Below are 13,931 nucleotides of genomic sequence, written 5' to 3'. Positions count from 1 at the left end.
TAGAGGTCGCTGCAATGAATGTGCTGATCGTTACTGCCTGCCCCAATGGGCAGGTCACCAGCGTGCTGTGCTCCCGCCTGCTGCAGGCGGCGGCCGAGCGTCTTGGTTGGTCCACCCAGGTCGAGGTGCATGACGCCAAGGCGATTGGCTCGCCGCTGAGCGCGGCGGCCATCGAGGCGGCGGAGCTGGTGCTGGTGGTCAAGACCGGCGAGCTGGATCTGCAGCGTTTCGTGGGCAAGCGCGTGGTGCAATCCACGCCTTCCGAGGCGCTGGCCGACCCGCAGCAGTTCTTGCTGGTCGCCGCCGAGCAGGCGCAGGTGCTTGAGCAGGTCGCGCCGGCCGCGCCAGCGGCAGGCAAACCGAAGCTGGTGGCGATTACCGCCTGCCCCACCGGGGTGGCGCACACCTTCATGGCTGCCGAAGCGCTGCAACAGGCGGCCGAGCAGTTGGGCTATGACTTGCAGGTGGAGACCCGCGGCTCGGTCGGCGCGCGCAACCTGCTCGACGCGGCGAATATCGCGGCGGCCGACGTGGTGTTGCTGGCCACCGACATCGAAGTGGAAACCGAGCGCTTCGCCGGCAAGAAGGTCTATCGCTGCGGCACCGGCATCGCCCTCAAGCAGCCAAAGGAGACGCTGCAGAAGGCGCTGGCCGAAGGCGTGCTGCAACAGGGTGCAGGGCAGCCGCAAAGCAGCGAGAGCGGCAAATCCGGCGCCAAGAGCGGCCCCTACAAGCACCTGCTGACCGGGGTGTCCTTCATGCTGCCGATGGTGGTGGCGGGGGGCTTGCTGATCGCCCTGTCGTTCGTGTTCGGCATCGAGGCCTTCAAGCAGGAAGGCACGCTGCCAGCGGCGCTGATGAAGATCGGTGGCGATGCCGCGTTCGCCCTGATGATTCCCGTGCTGGCGGGCTATATCGCCTATTCGATTGCCGACCGCCCGGGCCTTGCGCCCGGCATGATCGGCGGCATGCTGGCCAGCGCCCTGGGCACCGGTTTTCTGGGCGGCATCATCGCCGGTTTCCTGGCCGGCTACCTGGCCCTGGCGCTGAACCGCTGGCTGCGCCTGCCGCAGAGTATCGAAGCACTCAAACCTATCCTGTTGATTCCGCTGCTGGCCAGCCTGGTCACCGGCCTGGCGATGATCTACGTGGTGGGTACCCCGGTTGCCGGCATCATGGCGTCGCTGGAGACCTTCCTGCAGAACATGGGCACCACCAACGCGATCCTGCTCGGGCTGTTGCTCGGCGGCATGATGTGCGTGGACCTGGGCGGCCCGATCAACAAGGCTGCCTATGCGTTCTCGGTCGGCCTGCTGGCCTCGCAGAGCTATGCGCCGATGGCCGCGACCATGGCCGCTGGCATGGTGCCGCCGATCGGCATGGCCATCGCTACCGTGCTGGCCCGCCGCAAGTTCAGCCAGACCGAGCGTGAGGCCGGCAAGGCCGCCGGGGTGCTGGGCTTGTGCTTCATTTCCGAGGGAGCGATCCCGTTCGCCGCGAAGGATCCGCTGCGCGTCATTCCGGCGAGCATCGCTGGTGGGGCGTTGACCGGTGCGCTGTCGATGTACTTCGGCTGCAAGCTGATGGCGCCACATGGCGGCTTGTTCGTGCTGTTGATCCCCAACGCGATCAACCATGCATTGCTGTATCTGCTGGCTATCGTGGCGGGCAGCCTGGTGACCGGCGTGGTCTATGCGCTGATCAAGCGCCCTGAAGTCGAAGCCCTGGCAGTTGCCGCCAAGGCCTGAAAGAACAACGGGGCATCGCTAGATGCCCCGTTTTTTTAGCGTGTACCGAAGACCACCATGGTCTTGCCTTTCACGAACACCAGCCCCTGTTCTTCCAGGGACTTGAGTACCCGACCAACCATCTCCCGCGAGCAGCCGACGATACGGCCGATTTCCTGACGGGTGATCTTGATCTGCATGCCATCCGGGTGGGTCATTGCATCGGGCTGCTTGCACAGGTCGAGCAGGGTGCGCGCCACGCGCCCGGTGACGTCGAGAAACGCCAGGTCGCCGACCTTGCGGGTGGTGTTGCGCAGGCGCTCGGCCATCTGCGAGCCGAGGGCGAACATGATGTCCGGGTCCTGCTGGGTGAGTTCGCGGAACTTGGTGTAGCTCAGCTCGGCCACTTCACACTCGGTCTTCGCACGCACCCAGGCGCTGCGTTCCTTCTCGGCGCCTTCCTTGCAGAACAGCCCCATCTCGCCAAAGAAATCGCCCGGGTTGAGGTAGGCGATGATCATCTCGCGACCATCGTCATCTTCGATCAGGATGGTGACCGAGCCCTTGACGATGAAGTACAGGGTTTCGCTGCGGTCACCGGCGTAGATGATGGTGCTTTTCGCGGTATAGCGACGACGGTGGCAATGGGCCAGGAGTTTGTCGAAGTTTTTGACCTTTGGCGTGAGAGTAATAGCGACCATGCCTGGAATTCCAAATGGGTGAAGATGGGCCTGTGACAGGCGTGATTGGGTGACGCTGTCCAGTTCCGGTACGACTGCTGCGCCCGTGTGAATACCTTGTTCTTGATTGTTATCGATCAGGGACGTTGTCATACCTCATGAACGCGATTGTGCCATTAAAACGGCATCATCATCGGCGGTGAACCCTACCGGTGATCGGTTTTGTGAGTTGTTGCACGTTCTTGCCGGAACTCTACCAGCATCTGCGGCGCAGGGTGCAAATGCAGCGCTGTGATAAGCTGCCGGCCTTTTACCAGGAGGGGCGGCAACGATGAAAGCTCGCGTTCAATGGGCCGGTGAAGCGCTGTTTCTCGGCGAGTCAGGCAGCGGCCATGCGGTGGTGATGGACGGGCCTGCCGAGAACGGCGGCCGTAATCTGGGCGTGCGCCCAATGGAAATGCTGCTGATCGGCCTGGGTGGCTGCAGCAACTTCGATGTGGTGAGCATCCTCAAGAAATCCCGCCAGCCGGTGGAGAGCTGCGAAGCCTTTCTGGAGGCCGAACGCGCGTCGGAGGATCCCAAGGTGTTCACCAAGATCCACCTGCATTTCGTGGTCAAGGGCCGCGGCCTCAAGGAAGCCCAGGTCAAGCGGGCGGTGGAGCTGTCGGCGGAGAAGTATTGCTCGGCCTCGATCATGCTCGGCCGCGCCGGCGTCGAGATCAGCCACGATTACGAAATCGTCGAACTGGGTGCCTGAACCCGCGGGGTGACCAGGGTCGCCCCGCATTGCCGGTATCAGATACGGTAGGTGGTTTTGGTCATCACCTTGGACAGCAGGGTCATGCCCAGCTTGATCGGCGCGGGGAAACGCACGCCCCCGGCATCCAATGCGCTGTTGGCGTGTTGCAACTCGTCACTGCGCATCTGCTCGAGAATCGCCCGGGACTTGGCGTCCTGCTCGGGAATCTGCTGCAGATGCTCGTCCAGGTGCTTGACCACCTGATCCTCGGTCGCCGCGACGAAGCCCAGGCTGACCCGGTCACTGACCAGGCCGGCCACTGCGCCGACCCCGAACGACAGCCCGTAGAACAGCGGATTGAGCACGCTGGGATGGCTGCCCAGCTGGCGAATGCGCTGCTCGCACCAGGCCAGGTGATCGATTTCCTCATCCGCCGCATGTTCCATGGCTTCGCGCACCCGCGGCAGCCGCGCGGTCAGCGCCTGGCCCTGATACAGCGCCTGGGCGCAGACTTCGCCGGTGTGGTTGATGCGCATCAGCCCGGCGATATGGCGGGTCTGCCGGGCATCGAGCTCGGCCTCCCGCTCGACGATGGCGGGCGAGGGGCGAGAGGGTTGGCCACTGAAGGGCAGCAGCGTGCGCAGCGCCATATCGGCTTGCAGCAGCAAACGGTCGGCGGGCGAATAAAGGCGGTCGTTGGCCATGAGGTTTCTCCGGCGATGACATGAGCGGCCAGTCTACCGCAAATGACGGTTGCCGGTCGGGACGCCCGGTGGTTGGGGGCAAACGTGCGGCACGTCCACTGCGGCGCATCCGCCACTTGCTCGCTCGCCGGGTTGGCAGGACTATGGGCTGCCGCTTGGGCATAAGGAGTTGCTGTGAAGAACGATATTCACGACCTGGGGCTGGTGCTCGATTCCAAGGTCAAGCTGGTGCTGATCGAGTCCTGGGACGAGCGGCGCGTGCTGGAAACCCTGACCGGCCTGGCGGTGCGCCGCGGCCTGAGCCTGTTCACCTGGTCGATCACCGATGGTCTGCGGCGCGGCGACTTCGCCGGCGAGGCATTTGCCGAGAGCAATAGCCACGAGCCCGAAGCCGCGTTGCGGCTGATCAAGGCCGACCCGCAGGCAAGCCTCTACGTGATGTGCGACCTGCACCCGTTTCTGGCCGACAATGCAAAGCTGGTGCGCCTGCTCAAGGAGGTGGCCATGGCCGATGCTGCCCATGCACCGACCCTGGTGTTGGTGTCCCATGCCTGCAAGCTGCCGCCGGAAGTGCAGCGTTACGCCGCGCGCTTCAACCTGGCGCTGCCCAGCGAAGACGAGCTGCTGGCCATCGTGCGTGAGGAGGCAGCGCGCTGGAGTGAGCGCAACCGTAATCGCCGGGTGCGTACCGACAATCGCACGCTGCAGCAGGTGGTGAAGAACCTGCGCGGCATGAGCCACGCCGAGGCGAGGTTGCTGGCGCGCAACCTGATCTGCGACGACGGCGCAATCACCCAGGAAGACCTGCCGGAGTTGAACAAGGCCAAGTTCGAGTTGCTCGATCTCGACGGCGTGCTCAGCTATGAACATGACACCGCGCGCTTCGCCGATGTCGGTGGGCTGGCCAATCTGAAGCGCTGGCTGGGCGAGCGCCAGCACATGTTCTTCGCCGGCGCAGGTGTGGATATCCCCAAGGGCATGCTGTTGGTCGGGGTGCAGGGATCGGGCAAGAGCCTGGCCGCCAAGGCGGTCGCCGGGCTGTGGGGCCTGCCGCTGCTGCGCCTGGACTTTGCCTGCCTGTACAACAAGTTCTTCGGTGAGACCGAGCGCAATTTGCGCGAGGCGCTGGCGCTGGCCGAACAGATGTCGCCATGCGTGCTGTGGGTCGACGAGATCGAGAAGGGGCTGGCCAGTGGCGACCAGGATGGCGGCGTCAGCCAGCGTGTACTGGGCACCCTGCTGACCTGGATGGCCGAGCGCAAGTCTTCGGTGTTCATGGTGGCCACTGCCAACGTGATCGACCGCCTGCCGCCCGAGCTGGTGCGCAAGGGGCGTTTCGACGAGTTGTTCTTCGTCGACCTGCCGGAGCCGGAGATCCGCGCGGAGATCTTTCGCATTCACCTGCAGCGCCGCGAACTGGAGCCCTCGGCGTTCGACCTGGCGCAGCTGGCGGCGGCGTCTGATGGCTTTTCGGGTGCCGAGATCGAGCAGGTGGTGGTCAGTGCCCTGTATGCCGCCCAGGCGCAGCAACAGTCGGTCGATAACGGCACGCTGCTGCGCGGTATTCAGGCCACCGCGCCGTTGTCGGTGATCATGGCCGAGCGCCTGGCCGAGTTGCGGGCCTGGGCGCGCGGGCGGACGGTCAGCGCCAACTGAGTCAGGCGCGGCCGAAACGGCGATTGATGCGCGCCGCGATCCGCCGCACCAGCCAGCGGGGAAACAGCCGGGGCGCGATCGTCAGCAGGCGATTGCGCCAGCCGGGCACGATGATCGCGCGGTTACGCTCCAGGCCGCGCACGGCGATCAATGCCACCTCCTCGGCGCTCAACATCAACTTGCCGCGTTCGAGCGCTGTGGTATCGAGCTGCGCATTGCGGAAGAAGGCACTGTGGGTCGGGCCGGGGCAAAGTACCGAGACCTTGACACCATGGGCGCGCAGCTCCTCGCGCAGCCCCTCGGAGAAATGCAGCACGTAGGCCTTGCTGGCGTAATAGCTGCTCATCCATGGGCCGGGTTGGAACGCGGCGACCGAGGCGATATTGAGAATCTGCCCGTGGCCACGCGCGGCCATGACCGTGCCGATGGCATGGCACAGGCGTGCCAGGGCCAGCACGTTGACCTCCAGCAGTTGCTGCTCCCGGCGCCAGTCCTGGGCGACGAACGCGCCGCCGCTGCCCAGCCCCGCATTGTTCACCAGGAGCTCGATGACCTGGCCGTTCTGCTCCAGCTCATGCAAGAGGCCGGAAAGTTGCAGCGGTTCGCTGAGGTCGCAGACGCGAAACAGCACGTCCACGGAAAAGCGCTGGGTCAGCTCATAGGCGATGCTTTCCAGTGCGTCGCGCTTGCGGGCCACCAGGATCAGGTTGCGCCCGCGGCGCGCCAAGGCTTCGGCCAGGGCAAGGCCGATGCCGCTGGAGGCACCGGTAACCAGGGCATAACGTGACATGAGGTTCTCCAGAGCACTTCGCGGGGGCAGGTGCATAGCCTATCCGCAACCGGCCTGCCGGCGCTGCACTCGCAGCACCGGCGAAGCAAATAAAATGCTCGGGGTGCGTCCTGTCAGCTGCCGTTCAACAGCTCGGCGAACAGGCCGCCGAAGAGGGCGAGCATCGCAAAACCGCTGAGAAACAGCATCAGCAGGCCGCCAATCAGCAGAATCAGGAAGATCCCGGCCACCAGGTTGACGCCGAGGCTGTTCGGCGGCGGCGGCGGGCCGTAGCGGTTGCTGCCGGCCGGGCCTGGCACCACCAGCATGACGATCCAGAACACGCTGCTGATGATCGGCACCACGTTGAGCAGCCACAGCCAGCCCGACCAGCCCATGTCATGCAGGCGCTGCACACCGATCTGCGCGCTGACCACCAGCATGCCGATCACCGCGCCGGCCAGCAGGATGCTGCCAAGGGTTTCCGAGACCAGCGTGATGGCCGAGATCCCGGCCATGAGGGCGACGAAGATGAACAGCAAGGCCAGCGACCAGGCCAGGTAGCGCATACGGCCGATACGGCCCCTGAACGAGTTGATCTTCAACTCGCCAACCTGGCCGGCCTGGGGATCGATATCCGCTCTGGGGGGCGAGTAGGGCGTTGGTGCCTGACCAGCCGCCGTCGAGCTAGGTGGCGGCGGGCTACTTTCCGGCGCCGCGGCCTGGCGGGCCAGGTACTTCTCGATGATCACGCCACAGGCCGAACACTCGGCTGCCGTGAGCTGCTGATGCCCACATTTCGGGCAGCTCATCTGCGCCTGCGCTTGGACGGCTGGTTCGGCGTTGGCAGCCTTTTCTTCATCCGTTTCCACCAGGCTCAGCGCGGCGGCCAGGTCCGGTTCCTTGCGGGCGCGGGCACCGGCCCGTTGCAGCACGTTCAGGTACTGCTCGGCCTGGGTTTCTTCCAGGTCACGCTTGATGGCCACCGGGCCGCGGCCAAACAGGGCGTCGATGCGTGCGCGATCGCTTTTGAACAGGCTGGCCAGGTTGGCCTTGACCTCGTCCAGCGAGGAACCGGGCATCAGGCTGCCATCGAAGACGATCTTGTAACGGAGCTGGCTCATGCGCGTCCTTGTCTGCACGGAGAGGAATGGTCGCCGACCCTATCCCGCCGCCGTTCGTTCGGCAAGTAGGGACGGGTCGGTTTTAGCGCGCTTGAGCGGTGGTTCTCACCTGCCGACAGAGGTGTTTGTCGACGCGATCAGAATGGCCTGACCACGACCAGGATGACGATGGCGATCAGAATGAGCACCGGCACCTCGTTGAACCAGCGATAGAACACGTGGCTGCGTTTGTTTTCACCGCGGGCCAGGCGCTTGTACAGGGCACCACACATATGGTGGTAGCCCACCAGCAGTATCACCAGGGCCAGCTTGGCATGCATCCAGCCCTGGCTCATCCAGCCGGGCGCGAGCATCAGCAGGCCTACGCCCAGTACCAGCGTGGCAATCATCGCGGGCGTCATGATGCCTCGGTACAGCTTGCGCTCCATGGTGCTGAAACGTTCACGGCTCGGCGCGTCCTCGCTCATGGCGTGGTACACGAACAGCCGGGGCAGGTAGAACAGACCGGCAAACCAGCAGACCATGGCGACGATGTGCAGGGCTTTGATCCACAGATAAAGCATTGCCGTTCCTTTTCGTAGTTTGGGCTTGCGATACTAGTGCCCACGATGTCAATAGTCATCAAGACGGTTGGCCGCAGGCAGGGCGGGCCTTATCATCGGCTCTTGTCGAACAGTTTCGAGGCGCCCGATGCCCGGCTTTTTCCCCCATGTTATTTCACCTCGCCCCTGTGCGTGCCGTGTGCCTGGGCATCGCTGCTGATGCCAGGTTGGGAAGTACGCCCCAGCAACCGGGCCCAGGAGCGGCGTCTGCGGGTCGCGCTGGTGGTGCTGCTGGTCGCGGTGCCGCTGTCCTTTTATGCGGGTAACTGGTGGCAAGCCAGATCCACGCAACAGCAGGCCCTGGCATTTCAGGACACCCAGGCGCAGGTCGAGGCCCAGGCGCGCGAGCTGGATGAGTTGCGTCAGCGCATGGCGGTGGTCAGCAGTGGCGAGCAGCTGGCGCAGCAATCCAACGAGCAGAGCCGCCTGACCATCAAGCTGCTGGAGGAACAGAACTTCAAGCAGCAACAGGAGCTGGCGTTCTACAAAGGGGTATTGGCACCGGACAGCAAGGTCACCGGCCTGCTGATCCGCAGCTTCGATGTCCACGCAACGGAAACAGCGGGCGTCTATCGTTTCAAGCTGATGCTCAGCCGCATCGGCAAGGATGACAAGCCTCTCCAGGGGCGCTTGAGCGTGCAGCTGGAAGGCAGCATGGGCGGCAAGGCGAAGAGCCTGCCGCTCAGCCAGTTGAGTGGCGATCTACCGGAGGGCTCGACCGATAAGACCATGCCCTTCGCGTTCAAGCATCTGCAGGCGATTCCCGATGGTGGGCGGCTGGGTGAGCTGCGACTTCCCGAGGGTTTCGTGCCCGAACGCATACGTATCAAGGCTGATGTCGAGGGTGGAAAAGCCGTCGAGCGTCAAATCGATTGGACTGACGGATAGGTGATGACTGGCCATGTGGAATAAAGGCAAGGGCAAGGCGGACGTGCAACGCTTCACGGGCAAAACCAGCCTGATCGCGGCAGGCGCGGTATTTCGCGGCGACCTGGAGTTCGAGGGCGCGGTACAGATCGACGGCAAGGTGCTCGGCGATCTGCTCACCGAGCAGGGGCTGGTGCGGGTCAGCGTCGAAGGCCAGGTTGAAGGTGAAGTGCGCGCGCCCCATGTTGTGATCGATGGCGAGATCATCGGCGATGTCTATGCTAGCCAGCACGTCGAGCTGGGGGCCAAGGCCCGGGTTCGCGGCAATCTCTACTACGGCCTGATGGAGATGGCCATGGGCGCCCAGGTCGAGGGCGGCTTGCGGCCGATCAAGGAGCAGGAGCGACCGTTGGAGCTGCCCGAGCGCCTGGACGATGGCCAATAGTTGACCGCTTTTGTAGGGTAAGCGGATAATACAGCGCTACCACGCAGTATTGGCGCCTGGCGCCGGGAGATAGAACATGAGCGTCGAAACCTTCACCCCAGCCGCTGCGATGCAGTTCACGCAGGGAGCGGCCAGCAAGGTTAAGAACCTGGTTGATGAAGAGGGCAACCCGCGGTTGAAGCTGCGCGTGTTCGTGACCGGCGGCGGTTGCTCGGGCTTCCAGTACGGCTTCACCTTCGATGAGGAAGTGGCCGATGACGACACCATCGTCGAACGCGAGGGCGTCAGCCTGGTCGTCGACCCGATGAGCTTTCAGTACCTGGTGGGTGCGGAAGTGGATTATCAGGAGGGGCTCGAGGGCTCTCGCTTCGTCATCAAGAACCCCAATGCGACCACCACCTGCGGTTGCGGCTCGTCGTTCTCGATCTGAGTTGTCCCTTGCATGAAAACGCCGCGCTTCTGCGCGGCGTTTTCGTTTGCGCCTTGGCTCAGGCTGGGTAGATGGCGCCGAGCACTCGCAGGCCCCGAGCGCCGGTCACTTCGGGCCGGTTGGCGGGGATGCCGCTGAGGCAACAGTGGGCCAGCCAGGCAAATGCCATGGCCTCGACCCAGTCGGCGGGCACGCCATGATCGTCGGTACTGCTCACCTGCGCGGCGGGTAGCAATGTCTGCAGGCGTGCCAGCAGTGCCTGGTTATGGGCACCGCCGCCACAGACCAGCAATTGCGCGCAGCCTGGCTGCGCCTGCTGCAGCGAAGTGACGATGCTGGTGGCCGTCAGTTCCAGCAGGGTGGCCTGGACGTCTGCCGGCTGGTAGGCCGGCTGCTGCTCCAGGTGCCGCATCAGCCAGGGCAGGTTGAACAGCTCGCGTCCGGTACTCTTTGGCCCGGTGGTCTGGAAGAACGGATCCGCCAGCAGCGTCGCCAGCAACGTGGGTTGCACCGTGCCGCTGGCAGCCCAGGCACCGTCCCTGTCATAGGCATGGCCGAGATGATGCTCGATCCACGCGTCCATCAGCACGTTGCCCGGCCCGCAGTCGAAGCCCTTGGCGGGTTTGCCGTGTTCCAGCAGGCTGAGGTTGCTGAAGCCGCCCACGTTGAGAATCGCTCGGGCAGTACCCGGGCTGGCAAAAAGCGCTTCATGAAAGGCCGGCACCAGCGGTGCACCCTGGCCGCCGGCTGCCACGTCGCGGCGGCGAAAGTCGGCCACTACGGTGATGCCGGTGAGTTCGGCGAGCAGGGCCGGGTTGCCAATCTGGATGGTGAAGCCCCGCGCCGGTTCGTGGCGCACGGTCTGGCCGTGGCTGCCGATGGCGCGAATGGCGTCCGGCTGCAGATTCTGCTGGCGCAACAGGCTGTTGATGCCCTCGGCAACCAGTTGCGCCCACTGCTGCTCGGCAACGGCGGCACGGGCGAGCTCGTCCGCGCCAGAACTGCACAGGTCGAGCAGTTGCTGGCGAAGCGCGTCGGGAAGGGCTTGGTAGTGGTGGGCGAGCAATCGAGTGCGCTCGCCTTGTTTGATGAGGGCGATGTCCAGCCCGTCGAGACTGGTACCGGACATCACACCGAGATAGAGCATGGGGTCAGCGCTTGTTGAGGGCGAGCATGGTGGCTTTTTCCTGATCCATGCGCGCCATCAGCGGTTTGCTCATCTGCAGGAAACGTTGCTTTTCCTGGCGAGCGATCGGATCGGACATCGGCAGCTTCTGGCTCAGCGGGTCGACGTGGGTGCCGTTGACCTGGAACTCGTAGTGCAGGTGCGGGCCGGTCGACAGGCCGGTGGTGCCGATGTAGCCGATGATCTGACCCTGCTTGACGCTGCCGCCGGTGCGTACGCCCTTGGCGAAACCCTGCATGTGCGCATAGAGGGTGCGGTAGCGGCTGCCATGCTGCAATACGATGGTATTGCCGTAGCCGCCCTTGCGACCGGCCAGGATCACCTTGCCGTCGCCGGCTGCCTTGATCGGCGTGCCCCGCGGCGCTGCGTAGTCGACGCCTTTGTGCGCGCGGATCTTGTTGAGGATCGGGTGCTTGCGGCCATTGGAGAAGCGCGAGCTGATCCGCGCGAAGTCTACCGGGGTACGAATGAACGCCTTGCGCATGCTGTTGCCGTCGGCATCGTAGTAGCTGACGTTGCCTTGCTTGTCGGTATAGCGAACGGCGGTATAGGTCTTGCCGCGGTTGGTGAAGCGTGCGGACAGAATGTTGCCGGTGCCGACCGTTTTGTCGCCGACCTTCTTGTTCTGGTAGATAACCTCGAACTCGTCGCCTTCACGAATATCCATGGCGAAGTCGATGTCGTAGCCGAAGATATTGGCCAGATCCATGGTCAGGTTGTGGGACAGGCCGGCACGTTTGGCGGCCACGAACAGCGAGCTGTTGATCACCCCATGGGCGTAGGACTCGTGTACGTCCGGCTTGACCAGCTCGCGTTTGAAGTCATAGCCACTGTCGGTCTTGCTCAGGCTGACGCTTTCCAGGTCGCTGAGCTGGCTGTGCAGGCTTTCCAGCTGGCCATCTTCGCTCAACTGGAACTGCAGCTCCTGGCCGACCTTGAGGCGGCTCAGCCCCTTGGCTTCCTTGCTGCTGTTGATCACCTCATGCAGGGTGTTGGAACTCAGGCCCACCTTGCTGAACACCGTGGAGAGCGTGTCGCCATTGGCCACGGTGACCGTCTTGTTGCGCGGATCTTCAGGCGGCTGCTCGGCAATCTCCGGTTCTGCGTCGAGCTCGGCATTCTGCGATTCGTCGTCATTGCCTTCTATTTGTGCGAACGGCGAGTCGAGGTCTTGCTGCGCGGCGGTGTCTGCCTGATTGCTCTGCAGGTTCTGCTGAGCCTGCTCGGCGCCGTTGTCCATGTCCAGGTTGAGGAAGGTCTTCTTTGCTTCTACTTCGCGGGAGGGAAACACCAGGAGAGCAAGACTGAGAAGAGCGGCGACGCCGCTGGCTGCGATGATGTGAGTTTTTGGATAGAGCGGCGGCGCTTTAGTTGTAGAGGTCATAAGGCTGCTTTTTGAAGTGAAAAGATGAAAAGGACAAGAAGATACTGATGAATATGCAGTAACTGTATAAAATATAACCAAATCTGCCTTGAGGCAAGCCCGCAGGTGATGGCCGGTGCCGGTTGAGCGCGCGATGGGGTGGAACTTGTCATTTATAGCCGATCTTGTATGGTTGGTTCCCTTTTGAATCTGGTGGCTGTGAGTCCTATGAAGTCGGTTGAAGAGCAGCTCGCGCTGATCAAGCGTGGTGCGGAAGAAGTCCTTGTTGAAGCTGAGCTGATCGAGAAGCTCAAGCGCGGTGAGCCGCTGCGTATCAAGGCAGGCTTCGATCCGACTGCACCGGACCTGCACCTGGGGCACACCGTGCTTATTAATAAGCTGCGCCAGTTTCAGGAGTTGGGGCATCAGGTGATCTTCCTGATCGGCGACTTCACCGGCATGATCGGCGACCCCAGTGGCAAGAGTGCCACGCGCCCGCCGCTGACCCGCGAGCAGGTGCTGGAGAATGCCGAAACCTACAAGGCCCAGGTGTTCAAGATCCTCGACCCGGCCAAGACCGAGGTCGCCTTCAACTCCACCTGGATAAACCAGCTGACACCCGCCGACTTCATTCGCCTGGCGTCCCAGTACACCGTGGCGCGCATGCTCGAGCGCGATGACTTCGACAAGCGCTATACCGGCAATCAGCCTATCGCGATCCACGAGTTCCTTTACCCGCTCGTGCAGGGCTACGACTCGGTGGCGCTGCGTGCGGACGTGGAGCTCGGTGGTACCGATCAGAAATTCAACCTGCTGATGGGGCGCGAGCTCCAGCGCGCGTACGGCCAGCCGTCCCAGTGTGTCGTCACCATGCCGCTGCTCGAGGGGCTGGATGGTGTCAAGAAGATGTCCAAGTCGTTGGGCAACTACATAGGCATCCAGGAAGCGCCGGGCGTGATGTACAACAAGCTGGTGTCCATGCCGGATGCGCTGATGTGGCGTTACTTCGAGCTGCTCAGCTTCCGCAGCATGGATGAGATCGAGCAGTTCAAGAAGGATGTGCAGGGCGGGGCGAACCCGCGCGACATCAAGATCAAGCTGGCCGAAGAAATCGTCGCGCGCTTCCATGGTGAGGAGGCTGCTGCCACTGCTCACCGCTCTGCCGGGAACCGGATGAAAGAGGGTGAGCTGCCTGAGGACCTGCCGGAAGTGGAACTGCTCGCCGCCGACGACATGCCGATTGCCGCTCTGCTTAATAAGGCAGGCCTGGTGAAGAACGCCGCGGTCGCGCGTGATCTGCTCGGCTCTGGTGGGGTGCGCGTGGATGGCCAGGTGGTCGATCGCAGCTTCGTGTTCAAGCTCGGCGCCACCCATGTCTGCCAGGCCGGCAAGAAGGCCTTTGCACGGATTACCCTGAAATCCGAATAAAGCGTAAATAAACGGTTGACCAGAAACTGTGGCGGCCTATAATGCGCACCACTTCCGGCGCAGCCTGATCTGAAAACTCCTTGTGGATCAACGAGTTAGACGAAAATAAAGGTTGCACGGACGGCGAATTCGAGTAGAATGCGCCGGCATCGACAGGGTGGTTTGAGTGGTTCTGTTGATGGTTCGATCGGGTTTGATCGAAGGCGGTAAA

At 63.2% G+C, this 13,931-nt stretch carries 14 protein-coding genes and 1 pseudogene; 7 read left to right on the top strand and 8 right to left on the bottom strand.

Going from position 1 to position 13,931, the window contains the following annotated elements:
• Nucleotides 1-14 precede the first annotated feature (14 nt).
• Nucleotides 15-1,748, top strand: a complete 1,734-nt coding sequence (locus QYS36_RS21610; protein ID WP_308841429.1) for a PTS fructose-like transporter subunit IIB — start codon at nucleotides 15-17, stop codon at nucleotides 1,746-1,748.
• 35 nt (nucleotides 1,749-1,783) lie between these two features.
• On the opposite strand, the gene crp is transcribed toward QYS36_RS21610, so the two are convergent.
• The gene (crp, locus tag QYS36_RS21605) at nucleotides 1,784-2,428 is read right to left on the bottom strand and encodes a cAMP-activated global transcriptional regulator CRP (protein ID WP_074888818.1); all 645 of its coding nucleotides are present in this window, start codon (nucleotides 2,426-2,428) and stop codon (nucleotides 1,784-1,786) included.
• Nucleotides 2,429-2,738: 310 nt separating this feature from the next.
• Here crp and QYS36_RS21600 point away from each other — a divergent pair, with 310 nt between their 5' ends.
• Nucleotides 2,739-3,164, top strand: coding sequence for an OsmC family protein (locus QYS36_RS21600; RefSeq protein ID WP_308841428.1), 426 nt, complete (start codon nucleotides 2,739-2,741; stop codon nucleotides 3,162-3,164).
• Between the two features lie 38 nt (nucleotides 3,165-3,202).
• On the opposite strand, the gene coq7 is transcribed toward QYS36_RS21600, so the two are convergent.
• A complete protein-coding gene (coq7, locus tag QYS36_RS21595) occupies nucleotides 3,203-3,850 on the bottom strand; it encodes a 2-polyprenyl-3-methyl-6-methoxy-1,4-benzoquinone monooxygenase (RefSeq protein WP_308841427.1) in 648 nt (215 codons plus the stop codon).
• A gap of 174 nt (nucleotides 3,851-4,024) precedes the next feature.
• On the opposite strand from coq7, the gene QYS36_RS21590 reads away from it, so the two are divergent.
• Entirely contained in the window at nucleotides 4,025-5,506 is a 1,482-nt protein-coding gene (locus tag QYS36_RS21590) for an AAA family ATPase (protein WP_308841426.1), read from the top strand.
• A 1-nt stretch (nucleotide 5,507) separates the two neighbouring features.
• On the opposite strand, the gene QYS36_RS21585 is transcribed toward QYS36_RS21590, so the two are convergent.
• The 3 genes from QYS36_RS21585 to hemJ all read right to left on the bottom strand — a co-directional run bounded on the left by QYS36_RS21585 (nucleotide 5,508) and on the right by hemJ (nucleotide 7,962).
• Entirely contained in the window at nucleotides 5,508-6,296 is a 789-nt protein-coding gene (locus QYS36_RS21585; RefSeq protein ID WP_308841425.1) for an SDR family oxidoreductase, read from the bottom strand.
• Nucleotides 6,297-6,409: 113 nt separating this feature from the next.
• The gene (locus QYS36_RS21580; RefSeq protein WP_308841424.1) at nucleotides 6,410-7,399 is read right to left on the bottom strand and encodes a DUF805 domain-containing protein; all 990 of its coding nucleotides are present in this window, start codon (nucleotides 7,397-7,399) and stop codon (nucleotides 6,410-6,412) included.
• Nucleotides 7,400-7,536: 137 nt separating this feature from the next.
• The gene (gene hemJ / locus QYS36_RS21575; protein WP_308841423.1) at nucleotides 7,537-7,962 is read right to left on the bottom strand and encodes a protoporphyrinogen oxidase HemJ; all 426 of its coding nucleotides are present in this window, start codon (nucleotides 7,960-7,962) and stop codon (nucleotides 7,537-7,539) included.
• Nucleotides 7,963-8,160: 198 nt separating this feature from the next.
• Between hemJ and QYS36_RS21570 the strand changes: the two genes are divergently transcribed.
• The 3 genes from QYS36_RS21570 (at nucleotide 8,161) to erpA (ending at nucleotide 9,743) form a co-directional block, all read left to right on the top strand.
• Nucleotides 8,161-8,889 carry a DUF6776 family protein gene (locus QYS36_RS21570; RefSeq protein WP_308841422.1) on the top strand — a complete coding sequence of 243 codons (729 nt, stop codon included), beginning with the start codon at nucleotides 8,161-8,163 and terminating at the stop codon, nucleotides 8,887-8,889.
• A 13-nt stretch (nucleotides 8,890-8,902) separates the two neighbouring features.
• Nucleotides 8,903-9,313 carry a polymer-forming cytoskeletal protein gene (locus QYS36_RS21565; protein WP_308841421.1) on the top strand — a complete coding sequence of 137 codons (411 nt, stop codon included), beginning with the start codon at nucleotides 8,903-8,905 and terminating at the stop codon, nucleotides 9,311-9,313.
• 76 nt (nucleotides 9,314-9,389) lie between these two features.
• Complete coding sequence (erpA, locus tag QYS36_RS21560; protein WP_308841420.1) at nucleotides 9,390-9,743, top strand: iron-sulfur cluster insertion protein ErpA; 354 nt, start codon at nucleotides 9,390-9,392, stop codon at nucleotides 9,741-9,743.
• A 58-nt stretch (nucleotides 9,744-9,801) separates the two neighbouring features.
• On the opposite strand, the gene QYS36_RS21555 is transcribed toward erpA, so the two are convergent.
• Both QYS36_RS21555 and QYS36_RS21550 read right to left on the bottom strand, forming a co-directional pair.
• Nucleotides 9,802-10,890 carry an anhydro-N-acetylmuramic acid kinase gene (locus QYS36_RS21555; protein ID WP_308841419.1) on the bottom strand — a complete coding sequence of 363 codons (1,089 nt, stop codon included), beginning with the start codon at nucleotides 10,888-10,890 and terminating at the stop codon, nucleotides 9,802-9,804.
• Nucleotides 10,891-10,894: 4 nt separating this feature from the next.
• Nucleotides 10,895-12,313: a peptidoglycan DD-metalloendopeptidase family protein gene (locus QYS36_RS21550; RefSeq protein ID WP_308841418.1), complete on the bottom strand. Its 1,419-nt coding sequence runs from the start codon at nucleotides 12,311-12,313 to the stop codon at nucleotides 10,895-10,897.
• Nucleotides 12,314-12,520: 207 nt separating this feature from the next.
• Here QYS36_RS21550 and tyrS point away from each other — a divergent pair, with 207 nt between their 5' ends.
• A complete protein-coding gene (tyrS, locus tag QYS36_RS21545; RefSeq protein WP_308841417.1) occupies nucleotides 12,521-13,720 on the top strand; it encodes a tyrosine--tRNA ligase in 1,200 nt (399 codons plus the stop codon).
• Here tyrS and QYS36_RS21540 read toward each other — a convergent pair.
• A pseudogene (locus tag QYS36_RS21540) lies at nucleotides 13,701-13,931 on the bottom strand (hypothetical protein); the annotation flags it as partial. The gene tyrS and the pseudogene QYS36_RS21540 sit on opposite strands and share 20 nt — an antisense overlap.

The sequence above is a fragment of the Pseudomonas sp. G34 genome, assembly GCF_031119625.1.
Taxonomy (GTDB): Bacteria; Pseudomonadota; Gammaproteobacteria; order Pseudomonadales; family Pseudomonadaceae; genus Aquipseudomonas.
This window is presented reverse-complemented; position numbering and strand designations above follow the sequence as displayed.

Bases quoted from the DNA above. Each gene is read 5' to 3' on its own strand.
- QYS36_RS21610 (WP_308841429.1), top strand. From the start codon at position 15: ATGAATGTGCTGATCGTTACTGCCTGCCCCAATGGGCAGGTCACCAGC.
- crp (WP_074888818.1), bottom strand. From the start codon at position 2,428: ATGGTCGCTATTACTCTCACGCCAAAGGTCAAAAACTTCGACAAACTC.
- QYS36_RS21600 (WP_308841428.1), top strand. From the start codon at position 2,739: ATGAAAGCTCGCGTTCAATGGGCCGGTGAAGCGCTGTTTCTCGGCGAG.
- coq7 (WP_308841427.1), bottom strand. From the start codon at position 3,850: ATGGCCAACGACCGCCTTTATTCGCCCGCCGACCGTTTGCTGCTGCAA.
- QYS36_RS21585 (WP_308841425.1), bottom strand. From the start codon at position 6,296: ATGTCACGTTATGCCCTGGTTACCGGTGCCTCCAGCGGCATCGGCCTT.
- QYS36_RS21580 (WP_308841424.1), bottom strand. From the start codon at position 7,399: ATGAGCCAGCTCCGTTACAAGATCGTCTTCGATGGCAGCCTGATGCCC.
- hemJ (WP_308841423.1), bottom strand. From the start codon at position 7,962: ATGCTTTATCTGTGGATCAAAGCCCTGCACATCGTCGCCATGGTCTGC.
- QYS36_RS21570 (WP_308841422.1), top strand. From the start codon at position 8,161: ATGCCAGGTTGGGAAGTACGCCCCAGCAACCGGGCCCAGGAGCGGCGT.
- QYS36_RS21565 (WP_308841421.1), top strand. From the start codon at position 8,903: ATGTGGAATAAAGGCAAGGGCAAGGCGGACGTGCAACGCTTCACGGGC.
- erpA (WP_308841420.1), top strand. From the start codon at position 9,390: ATGAGCGTCGAAACCTTCACCCCAGCCGCTGCGATGCAGTTCACGCAG.
- QYS36_RS21555 (WP_308841419.1), bottom strand. From the start codon at position 10,890: ATGCTCTATCTCGGTGTGATGTCCGGTACCAGTCTCGACGGGCTGGAC.
- QYS36_RS21550 (WP_308841418.1), bottom strand. From the start codon at position 12,313: ATGACCTCTACAACTAAAGCGCCGCCGCTCTATCCAAAAACTCACATC.
- tyrS (WP_308841417.1), top strand. From the start codon at position 12,521: ATGAAGTCGGTTGAAGAGCAGCTCGCGCTGATCAAGCGTGGTGCGGAA.